Origin of the sequence: Paramesorhizobium leguminum (assembly GCF_003217235.1) — a bacterium.
Taxonomy (GTDB): domain Bacteria; phylum Pseudomonadota; class Alphaproteobacteria; order Rhizobiales; family Rhizobiaceae; genus Paramesorhizobium; species Paramesorhizobium leguminum.
In genome coordinates this window covers 1-16363 of record NZ_QJTF01000001.1, presented here as the reverse complement: position 1 = coordinate 16363, position 16363 = coordinate 1, and the positions used below count along the sequence as shown (strand labels likewise).

At 60.6% G+C, this 16363-nt stretch carries 13 protein-coding genes, 1 tRNA gene, 2 pseudogenes and 1 riboswitch; of the genes and pseudogenes, 6 read left to right on the top strand and 10 right to left on the bottom strand.

Translation table 11 applies throughout. The features are described 5' to 3' along the window. The first annotated feature begins 84 nt into the window (after positions 1-84). From zwf to edd, 3 genes are all read left to right on the top strand, one after another. A complete protein-coding gene (gene zwf / locus C7477_RS00090) occupies positions 85-1560 on the top strand; it encodes a glucose-6-phosphate dehydrogenase (protein WP_110747302.1) in 1476 nt (491 codons plus the stop codon). A gap of 11 nt (positions 1561-1571) precedes the next feature. Continuing rightward, positions 1572-2267 carry a 6-phosphogluconolactonase gene (gene pgl / locus C7477_RS00085; protein WP_110748075.1) on the top strand — a complete coding sequence of 232 codons (696 nt, stop codon included), beginning with the start codon at positions 1572-1574 and terminating at the stop codon, positions 2265-2267. 163 nt (positions 2268-2430) lie between these two features. Next, positions 2431-4245, top strand: a complete 1815-nt coding sequence (gene edd, locus C7477_RS00080) for a phosphogluconate dehydratase (protein ID WP_110747299.1) — start codon at positions 2431-2433, stop codon at positions 4243-4245. A gap of 220 nt (positions 4246-4465) precedes the next feature. Here edd and folD read toward each other — a convergent pair whose 3' ends face one another. Both folD and C7477_RS00065 read right to left on the bottom strand, forming a co-directional pair. Next, positions 4466-5365, bottom strand: a complete 900-nt coding sequence (gene folD / locus C7477_RS00070; protein WP_110747295.1) for a bifunctional methylenetetrahydrofolate dehydrogenase/methenyltetrahydrofolate cyclohydrolase FolD — start codon at positions 5363-5365, stop codon at positions 4466-4468. Positions 5366-5706: 341 nt separating this feature from the next. Beyond that, positions 5707-7521: pseudogene (locus tag C7477_RS00065) on the bottom strand (GumC family protein); the annotation flags it as partial. Positions 7522-7748: 227 nt separating this feature from the next. On the opposite strand from C7477_RS00065, the gene C7477_RS00055 reads away from it, so the two are divergent. After that, positions 7749-8999, top strand: a complete 1251-nt coding sequence (locus C7477_RS00055; RefSeq protein WP_110747289.1) for a lipopolysaccharide biosynthesis protein — start codon at positions 7749-7751, stop codon at positions 8997-8999. On the opposite strand, the gene C7477_RS00050 is transcribed toward C7477_RS00055, so the two are convergent. The 5 genes from C7477_RS00050 to C7477_RS00030 form a co-directional block, all read right to left on the bottom strand. Further along, complete coding sequence (locus C7477_RS00050; protein WP_110747286.1) at positions 9000-9863, bottom strand: DUF6492 family protein; 864 nt, start codon at positions 9861-9863, stop codon at positions 9000-9002. Continuing rightward, positions 9860-10687 carry a WecB/TagA/CpsF family glycosyltransferase gene (locus C7477_RS00045; protein WP_110747284.1) on the bottom strand — a complete coding sequence of 276 codons (828 nt, stop codon included), beginning with the start codon at positions 10685-10687 and terminating at the stop codon, positions 9860-9862. The genes C7477_RS00050 and C7477_RS00045 overlap by 4 nt, the downstream gene beginning before the upstream one ends. After that, positions 10684-11865, bottom strand: coding sequence for a glycosyltransferase family 4 protein (locus C7477_RS00040; protein WP_110747281.1), 1182 nt, complete (start codon positions 11863-11865; stop codon positions 10684-10686). Before C7477_RS00040 ends, C7477_RS00045 begins: the two co-directional genes overlap by 4 nt. Before the next feature lie 282 nt (positions 11866-12147). Continuing rightward, positions 12148-12540, bottom strand: a complete 393-nt coding sequence (apaG, locus tag C7477_RS00035; RefSeq protein ID WP_110747277.1) for a Co2+/Mg2+ efflux protein ApaG — start codon at positions 12538-12540, stop codon at positions 12148-12150. 79 nt (positions 12541-12619) lie between these two features. Beyond that, a complete protein-coding gene (locus tag C7477_RS00030) occupies positions 12620-13813 on the bottom strand; it encodes an O-succinylhomoserine sulfhydrylase (protein WP_110747273.1) in 1194 nt (397 codons plus the stop codon). Between the two features lie 76 nt (positions 13814-13889). Continuing rightward, a riboswitch (SAM riboswitch) is annotated at positions 13890-13969 on the bottom strand. A 242-nt stretch (positions 13970-14211) separates the two neighbouring features. Here C7477_RS00030 and C7477_RS00025 point away from each other — a divergent pair. Both C7477_RS00025 and C7477_RS00020 read left to right on the top strand, forming a co-directional pair. After that, positions 14212-15303, top strand: coding sequence for a 2'-deoxycytidine 5'-triphosphate deaminase (locus C7477_RS00025; protein WP_110747270.1), 1092 nt, complete (start codon positions 14212-14214; stop codon positions 15301-15303). Positions 15304-15362: 59 nt separating this feature from the next. Further along, positions 15363-15436 (top strand) — tRNA-Gly (locus tag C7477_RS00020). 16 nt (positions 15437-15452) lie between these two features. On the opposite strand, the gene C7477_RS00015 is transcribed toward C7477_RS00020, so the two are convergent. The 3 genes and pseudogenes from C7477_RS00015 to C7477_RS19105 all read right to left on the bottom strand — a co-directional run. Beyond that, positions 15453-15833 carry a helix-turn-helix domain-containing protein gene (locus C7477_RS00015; RefSeq protein ID WP_110747267.1) on the bottom strand — a complete coding sequence of 127 codons (381 nt, stop codon included), beginning with the start codon at positions 15831-15833 and terminating at the stop codon, positions 15453-15455. Beyond that, positions 15833-16129 (bottom strand): type II toxin-antitoxin system HigB family toxin, encoded by a 297-nt coding sequence (locus tag C7477_RS00010; RefSeq protein ID WP_110747264.1) that lies wholly within the window; start codon positions 16127-16129, stop codon positions 15833-15835. Before C7477_RS00010 ends, C7477_RS00015 begins: the two co-directional genes overlap by 1 nt. 134 nt (positions 16130-16263) lie before the next feature. Continuing rightward, a pseudogene (locus C7477_RS19105) lies at positions 16264-16363 on the bottom strand (IS481 family transposase); the annotation flags it as partial.

The following is a 16363-nucleotide window of genomic DNA, read 5'->3' as shown; positions in this document are numbered from 1 at the left end:
GATTAGATTATATCGCTTGTACAGGTCGATTTAGACCTCTATTTTCCGGCTCGTGCCCCAGCATTCCAATGGAAGAGACAAGCCATGACCAGCCAGATCATCCCGGTAGCGCCTTTTGACTGCATCGTTTTCGGCGGTACCGGCGACCTTGCGGAGCGCAAGCTGATCCCAGCGCTCTATCAGCGCCAGCGCGCCGGGCAGCTCTCCGAGCCGACCCGCATCATCGGCGTTTCGCGCTCGTCGATGAGCGATGAGGAATACCGGGCCTTTGCCCGCGCAGCCATTCAGGAGCACGTCAAGCCGGAAGAAATCGACGACAAGGAAGTGGAAACCTTCCTTGCCCGTCTCTTTTATGTCCCCGTCGATGTGAAAACGGACAATGGCTGGGATGCGCTGAAGACACTTATCGAGAAGAAGCCCGCGCGCATCCGCGCCTTCTATCTCGCCGTCAGCCCAGCGCTTTTCGGCGATATCGCCAGCCATCTGAAAACCCATGGCCTGATCACGCCGGACAGCCGCATCATCGTGGAAAAGCCGATCGGGCGCGATTTAAAGTCAGCGATGGATCTCAACGACACCATCGGCAAGGTCTTCCGCGAGGACCAGATTTTCCGCATCGACCATTATCTCGGCAAGGAGACGGTGCAGAATTTGATGGCGCTGCGCTTCGCCAACGTGCTTTACGAGCCCTTGTGGAATTCCGCCCATATCGACCATGTGCAGATCACGGTGGCGGAAACGGTGGGGCTGGAAGGCCGCGCGGACTATTATGACAAGGCGGGCGCGCTGCGCGACATGGTGCAGAACCATATCCTGCAGCTGGTCTGCCTGGTCGCCATGGAACCGCCCTCTTCGCTGGAGGCCAATGCCGTCCACGACGAAAAGGTGAAGGTGCTTCGCTCGCTCCAGCCGATCACCCCCGCCAATGTCGAGGAATATACCGTGCGCGGCCAATACCGTGCGGGCGCATCCTCGGGCGGCCCGGTGAAGGGCTATCTGGACGAGCTCGAAGGCCACACCAGCAACACCGAAACCTTCGTCGCCATCAAGGCGGAGATCGAAAACTGGCGCTGGGCGGGAGTGCCCTTCTACTTGCGCACCGGCAAGAGGCTCGCCGCGCGCGTTTCCGAGATCGTCGTCACCTTCAAGCCCATCCCGCATTCGATCTTCGACCAGGGAGCCGGCCGCATCCTTCCCAACCAGCTTGTCATTCGCCTGCAGCCGGACGAGGGCGTCAAGCAATGGCTGATGATCAAGGATCCGGGTCCGGGCGGAATGCGGCTGCGCCATGTGCCGCTGGACATGAGCTTTGCCGAATCCTTTCACGAGCGCAATCCGGATGCCTATGAGCGGCTCATCATGGACGTGGTGCGCGGCAACCAGACGCTGTTCATGCGCCGTGACGAAGTGGAGGCGGCGTGGCGCTGGATCGACCCCATTCTCGAAGGCTGGGAAGATAATAGCCAGCCGACGCAGGGCTATACCGCCGGCACCTGGGGGCCTTCCGGAGCGATTGCGCTTATCGAGCGCGACGGCCGCACCTGGCATGACAGCCTGTGAACCGGCTCGCCGTGACAGTCGAATGGCATGATTTCGCTGATGGAGCGGAGTTGGCGGCGGCGCTTGCTTCGCAAGTCGCCGTGCGCCTCGGCGATGCCGTCCGCGCCGGAGGTACAGCGGTGCTCGCCGTTTCCGGCGGCACGACGCCGGTCAAGCTGTTCGAGGCCCTGTCGCAGCAGGATATCGACTGGGCCCGCGTGACGGTCACGCTGGTGGATGAGCGTTTCGTTTCGCCGGAAAGCGGCCGTTCCAACGAGAGGCTGGTCCATGAGCATCTTCTGAAAGACAATGCGGGCAAGGCGAAATTCGTCGGCCTTTATTCCCCGGCATCCACGGCGGAAGCGGCGGCAATTGCGGCGAACGCCCGCATTGACGACCTTCCCCGGCCATTCGATGTTGTCATTCTCGGCATGGGAACGGATGGACATACAGCCTCGTTCTTCCCCGGCGGAGATCGGCTAGCAGAAGCGATAGACCCTGGGAGCAAGGCACTGGTTCTTCCAATGCAGGCGGAGGGTGCGGGAGAGCCGCGCCTGACTTTGACGTTGCCGGTGATCGCGGAAGCCCGGTTCATCGTCCTGCATATCGAAGGCGCTGCCAAGCGGGAAGTGCTTGAGCGGGCCTTGGAACCGGGACCGGAAACCGAAATGCCGATCCGCGCGGTGTTGAACCATGCGGTGACGCCAGTGCAGGTGTATTGGGCTTGAGAAATAGCTCCCTCCTTCCCCCTTGCGGGGAAGGTGCCCGCGTAGCGGGCAGATGGGGGTGAAGACGGTTGTGCTCAGTTCTGCACCACCCCCACCCGGCCCTTCGGGCCACCCTCCCCGCAAGGGGGAGGGAAAGAACTGAACCGCTTTCAGGAGAATAAAAATGTCCGCCGACAAGCGAATTCTCGATATCACCGACCGCATTCGCGAGCGCTCGAAGCCGACGCGTGACGTTTATCTGGACCGTGTTCGGCAGGCGGCGGCGAAGAAGCCGGCGCGTTCTTTCCTCGGCTGCGGCAACCTCGCCCATGGCTTTGCAGCTTGCGGGCCGACGGACAAGGCGGACCTTGCCGGCGACGTGGCGCCGAACCTCGGCATCATCACCTCCTATAACGACATGCTGTCGGCGCACCAGCCTTACGAGACCTTTCCGCGGCTCATCAAGCAGGCGGCGCGCGAGGCGGGCGGCGTGGCGCAGGTGGCGGGCGGCGTGCCCGCCATGTGCGATGGCGTCACGCAAGGCTTCGCGGGCATGGAGCTGTCGCTGTTCTCGCGCGACGTGATTGCGATGGCGACGGCTGTCGGCCTGTCGCACGATATGTTCGATGCCGCCGTCTATCTCGGCGTCTGCGACAAGATCGTGCCGGGGCTGATGATCGGGGCGCTGACTTTCGGGCATCTGCCCGCCGTCTTCGTACCGGCGGGGCCGATGACCACCGGTCTGCCGAACGACGAGAAGGCGCGTATCCGCCAGCTTTATGCCGAAGGCAAGGTGGGCCGCGCCGAACTGCTGGAGTCGGAATCGAAGTCCTATCACGGACCGGGCACCTGCACCTTCTACGGTACGGCCAATTCAAACCAGATGCTGATGGAGATCATGGGCCTGCATCTGCCCGGCGCCTCCTTCGTCAATCCGGGCACGCCGCTGCGCGATGCGCTGACCAAGGAAGCGGCGAAGCGCGCGCTCGCCATCACCGCGCTCGGCAATGAATATACGCCCATCGGCGAGATGATCGACGAGCGCTCCATCGTCAACGGCATCGTCGGCCTCAACGCCACCGGCGGCTCGACCAACCACACCATCCATTTGATCGCCATGGCGGCTGCGGCGGGCATCCGGATCACCTGGCGCGATATCGCGGAGATTTCCGACGTGGTGCCGCTGCTTGCCCGCGTCTATCCGAACGGGCTTGCCGATGTGAACCATTTCCACGCGGCGGGCGGGATGGGCTTCCTCATTCGCGAACTGCTCGATGTCGGCCTCCTGCATGAGGATGTGCGCACCGTCTGGGGCGAAGGGCTGCGGCCTTACGCCATCGAGCCGATGCTGGACGAGGTGGGCCAAGTCGCGCGGCAGCCCGCGCCGGCCAAAAGCGGCGACGAGAAGGTGCTTGCGCCCGCCACACAACCCTTCCAGCTTTCGGGCGGTATCCGGGTACTGACCGGCAATCTGGGCAATGCCATCATCAAGATTTCCGCCGTAAAGCCGGAGCGGCATGTGATCGAAGCCCCCGCCCTCATCTTCGAGAGCCAGGCCGCGCTGCAGGAGGCTTTCAAGGCAGGCAAGCTCGATCGCGATTTCGTCGCCGTCGTCCGGTTTCAGGGGCCGAAGGCAAATGGAATGCCGGAATTGCACAAGCTGACCACGGTTCTCGGCATCCTGCAGGACCGTGGCCGCCGCGTCGCGCTCGTCACCGACGGTCGCATGTCGGGCGCCTCGGGCAAGGTGCCATCGGCTATCCATGTGACGCCGGAAGCGCTCGATGGCGGCATGATCGGCAAGGTCAGGGATGGCGACATCGTGCGGCTCGATGCCGTGGCGGGGACGCTGGAAGTGCTGGTTGGTGCGGGTGAGCTTGCTGGGCGGGAGATGGACAAGGTTGATCTTTCGGCCAATGAATTCGGCACGGGCCGAGAGCTATTTGCGGCCTTCCGTCAGTTTGCGGGGCGGGCGGATCAGGGGGCTTCGGTGTTTTGAGGGTACTATTCTTTCGAGCGGGAGTGCGCTTCCTCTCACCCCCCTCTGCCTTGCCAGGCATCTCCCCCTCAAGGGGGGAGATTAGGCCTTCATAGAAGTTCGGCACCAATCGCAGGTGTTGCAAAATAGGCGACGCAGACCGTGTCAGCCAATCTCCCCCCTTGAGGGGGAGATGCCCGGCAGGGCAAAGGGGGGTGAGAGGAAGCGCACTGCGGTCAGATTAAAACCTCGGCGCTACCCTCCCCGCCGCGCGATAAGCCGATTTCAACGTATTCGCCATCAGCATCGCAATCGTCATCGGCCCGACGCCGCCCGGAACCGGGGTGATCGCGCCTGCCACCTTTGCGGCTTCCACATAATCCACATCGCCAACAAGGCGCGTCTTGCCCTCGCCCTTTTCGGGCGCGGGAATGCGGTTGATGCCGACATCGATGACGGTTGCGCCGGGCTTCACCCAATCGCCCTTCACCATTTGCGGACGCCCGACGGCGGCCACCAGAATATCGGCAGTGCGGCCGAGCGCCGGCAAATCCTTGGTGCGGCTATGGGCGATGGTAACCGTAGCGTTCGCCGCCAGAAGCAGGTTGGCCATCGGCTTGCCGACGATATTGGAACGGCCGACGACCACCGCGTTGAGCCCTGACAGATCGCGGCCATGAACGCGCTCGATCATGATCATCGCGCCTGCGGGCGTGCAGGGGACGAAAGCCGTCTCGACCTCGCCAGTACCCAGCTTGCCTACATTGATGAAATGGAAGCCATCGACATCCTTATCCGGCGAGATCGTCTGGATGATACGGGCGGCATCAACGTGTTTCGGTAGCGGCAGTTGGACGAGGATGCCATGGATCGCCGGATCGGCGTTGAGGCTTTCGACAAGCGCCACGAGTTCATCCTCAGAGGTCGCTGCATCGAGCGTGTGCTGCACGGAATGGAAGCCGCAATCCTCCGCCTTGCGCCCCTTGGAGGCGACATAGACCTGGCTTGCGGGATCTTCGCCGACGATGACCACGGCGAGGCCGGGTACGACGCCAGTTTCGGAAACAAGTTCGGCTGTCGCCAGCTTCACCTTGCCCACGACATCTTCGGCAATAAGCTTGCCGTCAATTACCTCAGCCATTCGCAACTCCTATGGAAAAGTAGGCCCTGCAATAATCGGCTGTTTATCGAATGACAACAGCGCAATTTGCCCCTCACCCTTACCCTCTCCCCGTAAGGACGGGGCGAGGGGGGCATAGGCGTCGCCACCTCTTCCTTCTCCCCGTCTCTTACGGGGAGAAGGTGCCGGCAGGCGGATGAGGGGCGGTGCCAAGGCCAAATAGATTGCTCGATTCAGGTTGCTCTTGCCCGTCGCTTGGCCGCGGCAAGGCGGGATTCTCCGCTTTCCGGCGAAAATGGATGAGCATCATCGCCGTCATCTGGTTCCCCCCGTCCACCGCCTGTAAGGCTCGCATAAATGCCGCGCAGGATGGCAAGCCCAAGCCCGGCGAGGAGGCCGAGAACCAGCCCCGCCAGCACGAGGGTCCGGCGTGACGGTCCCAGCGGGTCGAGCGCCGGGCGGGCGGCCGAGATCACGCGGACATTGGCGGTGCCGATGCCCTGCTGCTCACCGGTTTCGCGCGCGCGTAGAAGGAATGCTTCGTAGACTGAACGCTGGGCGCTCGCCTCGCGCTCCAGCTCGCGCAACTTGACCATATCCGCATTGTTTCCTGCGTATTTGACCTTCATTTGCGCCAGACGCGCCGACAAATCCTGCTCCTGCTGGGTAGACCGTTGCAGATCGATCTGGATGGAATTGCGAATGCGGGCCAGTTCCGCCTCAATCTGGCGGCGCAGCCCCGCGGCTTGGGACTGTGCCTGGATCAATTGGGGGTGGCGGGGACCGAGCTTGGTCGCCAACCCATCCGCCTGTTGCGTTGCCGCAGCATATTGCGAGCGCAAGGCGGTGATGACGCTGGAATTCAGCCCCTCAGGCAGGCCGGTAGTGAACAGGCTGTCCGCCGTGGTTCCCTGCAGCGATTGCGCGCGCGCCTTGAGGCGAATGGTTTCGGCGCGCGCGGCGCTGAGCTGGTTGTTGAGGTTGGCAATCGTATCGTCATCGATGAGCCTGCCCTGCACATCGACCAGATCATTCGCAGCCTTGAACTTCTGGACCGCGTTTTCCGCGTTCTCGACACCCGCCTTCAACCCCGCAAGACGCGCCGACAACTCACCGGTGGCCTGCTTGGCAAGCTGAGCATCGGCGGCGCCCAGCTGCTTCTGGAAGACATCGCTGATCATATTGGCGAGATGAGCCGACTTTTCAGCCTCCCGTGTCTTCACTGTAACCGAGACGAGAAAGCTCTTGGGATCGCGGGAAATCGTCAGGCTCTTGCGCAGATTATTGAGGACTTTCGTCTCAAGAGTCGTCGCGTCCTGCTCCCCGCCGACAGACAAGACGTTACGAATGGACGCGATGAAGCCCGCGACGCCGGCGCTCTTCAACGTGCCATTGAATTCGGGGTCCTTGAGGAGCCCGGCCTGTTCGATGACCGGGGTGAGCACACTCGCGGAATCGATGAGGCGAGCCTGGCTTTCAATCACCGCAAGCGAGGCATCGGACGGGAGCTGATCCGGAGTCAGATCGCGGCCAATCGTCTGAAGGCTTCGGGGGTCGATCAGGAGATCCGCCGTTGAGGCATACATTTTCGGAAGCGATAGAGCATAGGCGGCCGCCAGCAAAACACCCAGCAGCGTCGTCGCGATAATCAGGTTGCGCGAACGGCGGATAGCATCAAGCACCACACGCGGGTCTACCAACGGCTTCCACTCGTCATCCTGGTTTTCCTGTCGCGGCGTGCCCCTTGCATAGCGGGCAAGCTCCGCGCTTGGAGCGTCGGCCCGGGATGGCGCCGTGGCTGGCGGGGGAGATGAAGGGCGTACCTCGCCGGGTCCGAGTCGCGCGCGCAAATCCGCCTCGACGGCGGCCATTTCCTCGAGAATTCGCGTTTCCTCAGCCTTCCGGGCTTTAGTATCATCCGCAGGCCGGGACGCATCGGTTTGCGCTTCCGCCTCGCGGACCTGGGCTTCCAGTTCCGCCATTCGCCGTTCGTGGGCCACACGACGACGATCCATTTCGGCCTCGCGACGGGCTTCAGACGCGGTCGCACGGCGACCCTCCCCTTCTTCTTCCGGGGCTGGCTTTTCTATAAACGATAGAAGCGGCCTTGCCGCCCGCTTCTTCTGCTCGTCTTCCGGACCCGTCATCCGATATCGCCCATTCTGGTCCAATTTCATGTAGGCATTTCCGGACGCAAAACCGCTTCGCACTTTTGCTGGAAATGCTTTTAGTTCTCATCGCATTTCCGGACGCAAAACCGCTTCGCACTTTTGCTGGAAATGCTTTTAGTTCTCATCGCATTTCCGGACGCAAAACCGCTTCGCACTTTTGCTGGAAATGCTTTAGTTAAGCCAACCTAAATACGCATAGAAAAGAAACCGTTAAAATTGCGCGGAAGCCCCTCTTGCTCATACCCCAGTTGAAACAACATGCCGGTATCTTCCGCGATTACTTTTCCGCCATCAGCGGATCGGTCGGGCGGCTTGTCGTCTCGCTTGCCTATTTTATCGCGCTTGCCAATACGCTCTCCATCGGGGATTTCGGCGTTTTCGCAACGGCATCCGCCACCGGGGTGGTGCTGTCACGGCTCGTGTCATTCGGCTTCGTATCGCCGCTCTATCGCATTTCCACGGTCAAGCCGCAATTGATCGGAGCCTATACCGGGGGGTATCTCGCGGCAATCGCCCTGTCGCTGCCGTTCCTCGCCGCCGCGGCTCTGGCAATCCACGCTCTCTTCTTCGGAAACGACATCGATCTTGGCAGCTTCGCGCTTATCATTGCCGCCGAGGCGCTGTTCTGGCGCTCGACGGAAGCCATCATCATCGTCAACAACGGCCTCAACCGCTTTGGCCGGGCAGCTTTTCTCGTCATTTTCGGCACGGTGGCGCGTGCTATAGCCGCCGTTCTCTTCGCCTTTTCGGCAAAAACCGACCTCGCCCATTGGTCGTGGTGGTATTTCCTGGCCAATGGCATTTCGCTTCTTGTCGCGCTCCGGTTCTATCCGCGTGTGCGCTTACGCTTCGCGCCGGCGCTTTACATACGCCACATCGCCGATGCCCTGGCGGTGGCAGGCGCGGAAATGCTGTTTTACGTACAGACGGAAATGGACAAGCTGCTGGTGCTCTCGATCGGCGGCCCACGCATCGCCGGCATCTACGCCATCCTCATGCGCCTCATGGATCTCACCGCGCTTCCCATCCGCTCGTTCAACATGATGCTCGTGCAGCGAATGATGCGTACGCCGGACATGCTGCGTTCGCTTAAAATCAGGGCCGGACTGGAAGGCGGCGTATTCCTGATCTCGACGATAGCGCTCGCGGCGCTGGCGCTCTTTCTACACTTCTTTCCCAATGCCCTTGGCGACAAGATGGCGGCCATCGTCATACTTTTGCCACTCACAATCCTCGTCCCCGGCTTTCGCAATCTGACCGAATATCAGGCGGAACTGCTTTACGCTCGCGGGCAATCGACTTTACGCACCTTCAATCTTGCCGTGCTCACGGCTGCGAAGGGTCTCCTCATCTGGCTTCTATTCACGCATTTGGGCGCGGACGACGCCTGGGTGATCTGGCTGAACGGGGTCTATGCCGCGCTCTACCTCCTGTCATTGGCGCTTACTTCCCATGGCATGAGGCAACCGGCGACACGTGTGTGATCAGTGCATGATGAGCCTGCGGATATGGTCCGTATCGACGCCAATGAAGGACTGGACTGCCACCGCCACCTGCTCCGGCGCCATATCCGCAACGAAGGCGCGAAACTCCTCATCCGTCGGGGCGGGTGCGAACCAGTAGGTGCGGCAAAGCGGTACATCGTCGTGGAAATGGCCGCGCCCGCCAAGCGCTTCGTCGATATAGCGACCGTAGAGTAGGCATTCGGAAAAGTGGCGCCGCGCCGCGATAGCCTCCACCCAGTGGCGACCATGGCTTTGCTCGATATGCCCGATCATTGAGGTGACCGCGTCGCGGCGCCAATGGACCATGTTCGAGATATATTCATGCGGCGCGGACAATTGCGGCGGCAAGGCAAGCGCGAAGCCCGCATTGGCATGCCATTTTTCATGACCGAGCCCGCTGTCGAGGGGTAACGCGCCGTCGCGCCGATAGAGCCTGAGCGCTTCGCCCCGCCAAAGGGAGGAAAGAGCAAACGGCTTCAGGAAGGCGACGTCCGAATCGCAATAGAGGAAGGCCGTTTCCTGTACTTTCTCCGCTATGGCGATACGCCGGAGTTGCTGCACGTGCCAGCCATGCAGCGGCGGCGTGTGCGTACTCAGCCATACGCGCCGGCGGAAAAACGCCGTCGGGTCGGGGATATTGTGGAGCCAGGACGGCAGCAGGTCTCGTTCATCGATCACCTCCCTGGTGTGCCCAGCGAGCCGGCGAAAAAGCGCCACATCGTGTCCGGCCACGAGGAGATAATGCTTTTCAGCGCCAGTGACGAAGCGGTCGATGCTTTCACAAAGCAGGCGGCAGCGCTCGAAATCCCTGGCGTAGCTGGCAGTGACGATGGCGGTTTTCATGCTTCTCCATCAGCATTGGAGGAAATCTTGTTTCTCCCTGACAGCCGCTCCCGCATAAGGCGGGCGACAAACAGGAAATTGCCGACGATATAGCGGCGCCACAGGCGGCCCGGTTCCTGCCATAGGCGATAGAGCCACTCGGCGCGAAGCCTGCGGATCCAGGGCGGCGCGCGCCTGATCGTACCGGTCTGTAGATCGAACAAGGCGCCGACCGCAAAGGCGGCCGTACAGTGGCGCTCCGTCAGCTTGTCGAGGATGAAGAGTTCCTGACGCGGCACGCCCATGGCGACGAGCAGGATATCCGGATGGAAATCGGCGAGTTTTTTCAAAACGCCTTCTTCCTCCTCGGATGTAAAGAATCCATCCGATATCACCCTGATATCGTGCGGCGCGAGCCCCGCAAAATACAGGGCCGCCTTCTCCACAACCCCTGGCCTGGCACCGAGAAGCCCGATGCGCAGAGGCGTTTCGATGTGCCTGATCAGCGCCGGGGTGAAATCGGTGCCATTGAGATTGGCCGGAAATTTCCTGCCGTGCCTGATATAGGCAGCCAGATCGACACCCACGCCATCAGGGAGAACAAGAAATTCGTTGAGCGCGGCCCGATAGCGCGGCACCCTGTCGGCAATATTCGAGCAATGCGCGTTGAGCCAGGCAACACGGAGAAATTCGCGCCTTTCTATGTGACCGGCAATAAGGTCCAGCGCATCCTTCCAGGCGAGTGCGGCGACCGGGATGCCGAGCACGTCATAGGTAGGGGTCAAGAGAGACGTTGTCGTCTGGCCGGGTGCGCCGGCAATCCGGTTATCATCGCTCGGCGTCATCCAGCGGCCTTCCAATTTGCCGAATCCAGGCGATCCAGTCCGAGGCGAATGGCGGCGTCGAGCTTCTGTACCTGGCCGGCATGAAAGGCCTTGCCGTCGAGCCGCTGAGGATCGCCCCGCCTTGCCCGGGCGACCATCGCATTGACGGCGGCGGCGAAGGCGGCCGGCTCGTCGGCCACGATGCAATTGGCCGGCACTGCCGCGATGCCGCGCACGGAGCGAGACGTCGCCACGCTAGGCATGCCTAGCTCAAACGTCTCGATCGTCTTCAACTGAACGCCGGTTCCCGCCCGGCTGACCAGCGGCACAACGCCTGAGCCTTCGACAAAGGCAGCCGCATCCGGCACCTTGCCCACAAAATCGACGCCGGCCCACGCGGATTTAAGATCGGCAGGCGTGCCGCCCGCAACCGCGATGCGAAACGTCGGATCGATGAGCGGCCTTACCTCTCGGAGGAACCATTCGAGACCAATGCGGTTCGGCTGCCACGTCCAGGTGCCGATCAGGCCGAGATCGTGGGTCATCGACGGAACGGCGCGCGGGGTGATTTCCTTGCGCGTCACCAGCGGCAATGCGGCAAACCGTTCCGGTGGAAGACCGAACGTCCTGCCATCGTCCTCGGCCAGGGTGAAGACGAAATCCGCCTTGGCGCAGAGCCGGGTTTCCAGCCCGCGGAGGAGCTTTGCCTCACGTGCGAAAAGCGCTTTCTGCACAAAGCTCGTGGCCGCGTCCGAATTTTCGCGCGCCGACCGATACTCGACATTGTGTGCTACGAAGATTGCCGGCTTGTCGCTGAAAACATGTTCGAACGCTCCGGCCAGCGCCACGCCGTTGAGAACATAGGCATCGAACGCTCCGACCTGACGAATAGCGTCACACAAGCGCGCCTCGGAGATTACACGCAGCTTCACGGAAGAGACAGTCAGACCCGCCGCGACAGCCCGGCGCAGCCACAGGAGTTTCTGTGTCAGACCGGCGGTATCTGTGCGGACATCCACCTCGCCCAACACAATAGTGTTATCAGGATCGGAAGGCCGTTTGCCCGGCCAGGTGAAGCCCATCACTGTTACGCGCGCCCCGGCTTTGCGAAGACCCTCTATGATCGCGGCATTGGCGATCTCGTAACCGGTCATCGGCTCGCCGTCGGGAACGAGCGACGTAACAAACAAAAGATGCATGGGCCCACTAAAACAAAATGCGGCAAACCTTTATCTGTTTGCCATGAGATCATAAGCAGGCGAAATGAAGGCTTGATTAACCGGCACTTTGAACTGTATCCGAATGATACAGCTACTTGCGCCTTGCCATGCAAGTTTTAAGAACTTGAACGCGCAAAATCCAAGATGAACTGGCCGACACTAGAGCGGTATGCAATTAAGTTGAATCGGGCATCCCGCTCTAAATCTTTGTTTTTGCCGCATGATCTTACCTGGAAGTCTGCAACTTTTCGGGATCATGCTCTAATTCAGCGTCGGCCGCTGGTCCGGCAGGTCCAGCGAGAAGGCTGGAATTTCGATTTCGAACGCCCTTCCACCTTCGCCCTGCATTTCGTAGTGCCCGGCCATTACGCCCGAGGGCGTGCTCAAGGGGCAGCCTGAGGAGTATTGATAGGAATCGCCTGGGTCGAGCACCGGCTGCTCGCCGACCACGCCCGCGCCGCGCACTTCCTCTACATAACCGTTTTCATGGGTGATCTGCCAATAACGGGAGCATAATTGCACCGTTTCCGGCGAATTATTGGCGATTGTTACCCGATAACCCCACACATACCGATTTTCATGCGGCTCAGATTGCTCTTCCAGATAAAAGGGTTCGACGACCACTTCGATCTGACTTGTCGTTGCACGATACACTGATATCTCCCCCCGAATGTCTTCCGGGAGAAGATATTGCGAAGCTTAGCGCTTTCGTCAATGACTGAATTTCAAAGCTCTATTCTGCGGCCCGCAACGCTACGTCGATATCCTCGAGCAAATCGTCGATATCTTCGAGCCCGACGGAAAGCCGAAGCAGCCCGTCAGTGATGCCGCCTTCGGCGCGCGCCTCCTCCGAAAGGTTCTTGTGCGTGGTGGTGGCGGGGTGCGTGATGAGGCTTTTGGAGTCGCCCAGATTGTTGGAAAGCAGGATCACTTCCAGCGCGTTTTCGAAGGCGAAGGCCGCCTTCTTGCCGCCCTTCAGGTCGAAAGCGATCAGCGACGAGCCACCGCTCATCTGCCGGGCGATGATGTCCGCCTGCGGGTGATCGGCGCGTCCGGGATAGATGACGCGGGCGACTTGTCTATGCTCCGCCAGGAAATCGGCGAGCTTGCCCGCGGTGTCCGTCTGCTGCTTGACCCGCAAGGGCAGGGTTTCGAGGCCCTTGAGCAATATCCAGGAATTGAACGGACTCAGGCCCGGCCCGGTATGGCGGAAATATTCATGCAGGTTCTCATCGATCCATTCCTTGTTGGAGAGGATCACCCCACCAAGACAGCGGCCCTGTCCATCGATGTGCTTGGTCGCGGAATAGACGACAACATGGGCGCCAAGTTCCAGCGGCTTCTGGAACATCGGCGTCGCGAAGACATTATCGACGATGAGCTTTGCGCCCACCGAAGTGGCGATTTGCGCGACCTTGGCGATGTCAACCACTTCGAGCGTCGGGTTGGTCGGGCTTTCGAGGAACAGCGCCCGTGTATTGGGGCGGATGCCCCGTTCCCAATTCTCAACCTTCGAGCCGTCGATCAGCGTAAAATCCACGCCATATTTCGGCAAAAGCGTCTCGATGACATAGCGGCAGGAGCCGAACAGCGCGCGCGCGGCAAGCACGTGGTCTCCTGCCTTGACCTGGCACAGGATGGCGGCTGCCACCGCCGCCATGCCGGAGGCCGTGGCGCGCGCGTCCTCCGCGCCTTCCAGCGCACACATACGCTTTTCAAACATGTCGGTGGTGGGGTTGGCGTAGCGCGAATAGATGAAGCCCGGTTCCTCGCCCTTGAAGCGCGCTTCCGCCGCCTCCGCGCTGTCATAGACAAAGCCCTGCGTCAGGAAGATCGCCTCGGACGTTTCGCCGAAGGGCGAGCGCAGCGTGCCGCCATGGATGAGCTGCGTTGCGGGGCGCAAATTGCGTGCTGTCTTCTTCGTCATCTGTCCTACCTCCTGACCGCTTGATCCGTGATCGGGCGGCCAATAAAAAACCGGCCTCGCGAAAACGCAAAAGGCCGGTCCTGGGACCTCGGCCTTTTTTAGCGAATTCTTTAACGTGGCTGCAAGCCGGCCGGCCAAATCACCACGGGATAAGAATGCTTTAGTCCTCTTGATGCCTTGCGTCAATCGGACAGGGCGCTAAAGGTTGATGCAATTAATTGTGCTGCGAATGCATGGCTCTCCCTCGTCCTTCGAGGCTCGCTTACGCTCCGCACCTCAGGATGAGGAAGAGCCAGCGGCTGCGCGACGCCAGCCCTCATGGTGAGGTGCGGAGCGAAGCGGAGCCTCGAACCATGAGGGCTGGCGTCGCCTGCAGGCAAGAGTGTAGTGAGGTGCGTATGGTGAGACGGAACGCAGGGATTTTGGCCGATGCGGATATCGGCGCATTGTTTGAGAGCGGGGCGCTTGCCGCGTCCAAACCGCTTGACCCGGACCAGATCCAGCCGGCGAGCCTCGACCTGCGGCTGGGCCGGAAGGCTTACCGGGTCCGCGCATCCTTCATGCCCGGCCCCGGCACGCCCGTCATCGATAAGCTCGAGCGGCTGAAGCTGCATGAGATCGACCTGACGGCGGGCGCGGTGCTGGAGACGGGCTGCGTCTATATCGTCCCGCTTCTGGAAAGCCTCGCGCTGCCCGCGGATCTGTCTGCCTCCGCCAATCCAAAAAGCTCGACCGGGCGGCTGGATATCTTCACCCGCGTCATCGTCGATGGCGCGCAGGAATTCGACAAGGTGCCGGCGGGGTATCACGGCCCGCTCTATCTCGAAGTCAGCCCTCGAACGTTCCCTATCGTGGCCCGAGCGGGCTCGCGCCTGTCGCAGATACGCTTCCGCAAGGGCCGCGCCCAATTGGATGAGGTCGAGCTTCTCGCGCTCCATACGGCGGAAACGCTGGTGGCATCCGAAACGCCCAACATCTCCGGCGGCGGCATCGCGCTTTCCATAGACCTGACCGGTGGCAAGGACGGGCTCGTCGGCTATCGCGGCAAGCATCACACCGGTGTCGTCGACGTCGACAAGCGCGCCGCGCATGATCTGCTCGATTTCTGGGAGCCGATTTATGACCGTGGCAGCGGTGAACTCGTGCTCGACCCTGACGAGTTCTACATCCTCGTCTCGCGCGAGGCGGTGCACGTGCCGCCGCTCTATGCCGCTGAGATGACGCCGTTCGATCCGCTCGTCGGCGAGTTCCGCGTTCACTATGCCGGCTTCTTCGATCCGGGCTTCGGCAACACCGCCGCCGGCGGCACGGGCAGCCGGGCGGTGCTGGAAGTGCGCAGCCATGAAGTGCCGTTTATCCTGGAGCACGGCCAGATCGTCGGCCGCCTCATCTACGAACACATGCTGGAGCGCCCGAAAGCGCTCTACGGCGCCGATCTGGGCTCGCACTATCAGGCGCAGGGGCTGAAGCTTTCGAAACATTTTCGGTGAGAGCTTGGGTTCGCTGCTTGACAAGAGCAGCCCGCTGGCATGATTTAGAGAAGCGCCTTGCGGGTATGATGTAATGGTAGCCTGTCAGCTTCCCAAGCTGTACGTGCGGGTTCGATTCCCGCTACCCGCTCCAGCCCTTCAGGATGATGCTAGGCGGCAATCAGATGATACGGCTCAACGAGGTACTCGGCGGGAATGCCCCACTCCTTGGTTAGCTTGTAGATCATGTCGACCGTGAGGGCCCGCTTCTTGTTCAGAATTTCCGAAGCGCGCGACCGGGAACCGAAGAGATTTGCAAGGTCGGATTGGCTTTTCCCCGTCATTTCCATATGGGCCTTCAGAAGCTCGATCGGCTCTGGCGCCTCGATTGGGTAGTAGCGGTTTTCATAGGCTTCAATCAGGTCCGAAAGAATATCGAAGCGCTCAGCATCCTCGCTGCCGGGGACAGGAAGATTGTCGAAATACCGCGATACTTCTGCAACCGCCCATGCCAGGTCGTCATTGTTTCTGATGGCTCGAATGTCCTTCATTAGACTGTCTCCGGGTTTATTCTGTCATATTCTTTATGTGTGCCGATGAACTTGATCAAAACGCGCCTGAAAGGATAAGCCACATGCACGATCAAACGGTATTTGTTGCCGGCAATATCGAAAATCAGGCGATTATCGCCTATGAAATCGACATTCGTTCCGAACATCGCCTTGACGTCGGCGGGGCCGTGCCATTCCGCTTTGCTGACAATCGCATGCCACGTTTTTAACGGGGTTTCCGCATGCGGATATTTATCCCAAAACATCCGCAGCGTTGATTTCGCGATTATCTGCATGACTCGCATTGTATTCCCAAATCGGGAACAAGTCAAGCGCCGGTGCTACACTCCCGCCTTGCGCTGGCGCGCTTTAGCACATATCTCTGCCTCTGAATCAGGAGGCGCGTATGTCTGATAATGTAAACCGTTTTCTAGGTGTTTAGTCCCGGTATTTGCTGGAGCGGGTTTCTTTTGAATTTCTCTGGTTCTGTTTTCCAGATTTTGCAGATGAACTCGTAAGGCGTGAGGCCT

Coding starts and splice junctions, on each gene's coding strand:
- C7477_RS00040 (WP_110747281.1), bottom strand. CDS start 11,865: ATGCATCTTTTGTTTGTTACGTCGCTCGTTCCCGACGGCGAGCCGATG.
- C7477_RS00045 (WP_110747284.1), bottom strand. CDS start 10,687: ATGACGCCGAGCGATGATAACCGGATTGCCGGCGCACCCGGCCAGACG.
- edd (WP_110747299.1), top strand. CDS start 2,431: ATGTCCGCCGACAAGCGAATTCTCGATATCACCGACCGCATTCGCGAG.
- C7477_RS00015 (WP_110747267.1), bottom strand. CDS start 15,833: ATGAAGGACATTCGAGCCATCAGAAACAATGACGACCTGGCATGGGCG.
- folD (WP_110747295.1), bottom strand. CDS start 5,365: ATGGCTGAGGTAATTGACGGCAAGCTTATTGCCGAAGATGTCGTGGGC.
- zwf (WP_110747302.1), top strand. CDS start 85: ATGACCAGCCAGATCATCCCGGTAGCGCCTTTTGACTGCATCGTTTTC.
- C7477_RS00030 (WP_110747273.1), bottom strand. CDS start 13,813: ATGACGAAGAAGACAGCACGCAATTTGCGCCCCGCAACGCAGCTCATC.
- C7477_RS00025 (WP_110747270.1), top strand. CDS start 14,212: ATGGTGAGACGGAACGCAGGGATTTTGGCCGATGCGGATATCGGCGCA.
- C7477_RS00010 (WP_110747264.1), bottom strand. CDS start 16,129: ATGCAGATAATCGCGAAATCAACGCTGCGGATGTTTTGGGATAAATAT.
- C7477_RS00050 (WP_110747286.1), bottom strand. CDS start 9,863: ATGAAAACCGCCATCGTCACTGCCAGCTACGCCAGGGATTTCGAGCGC.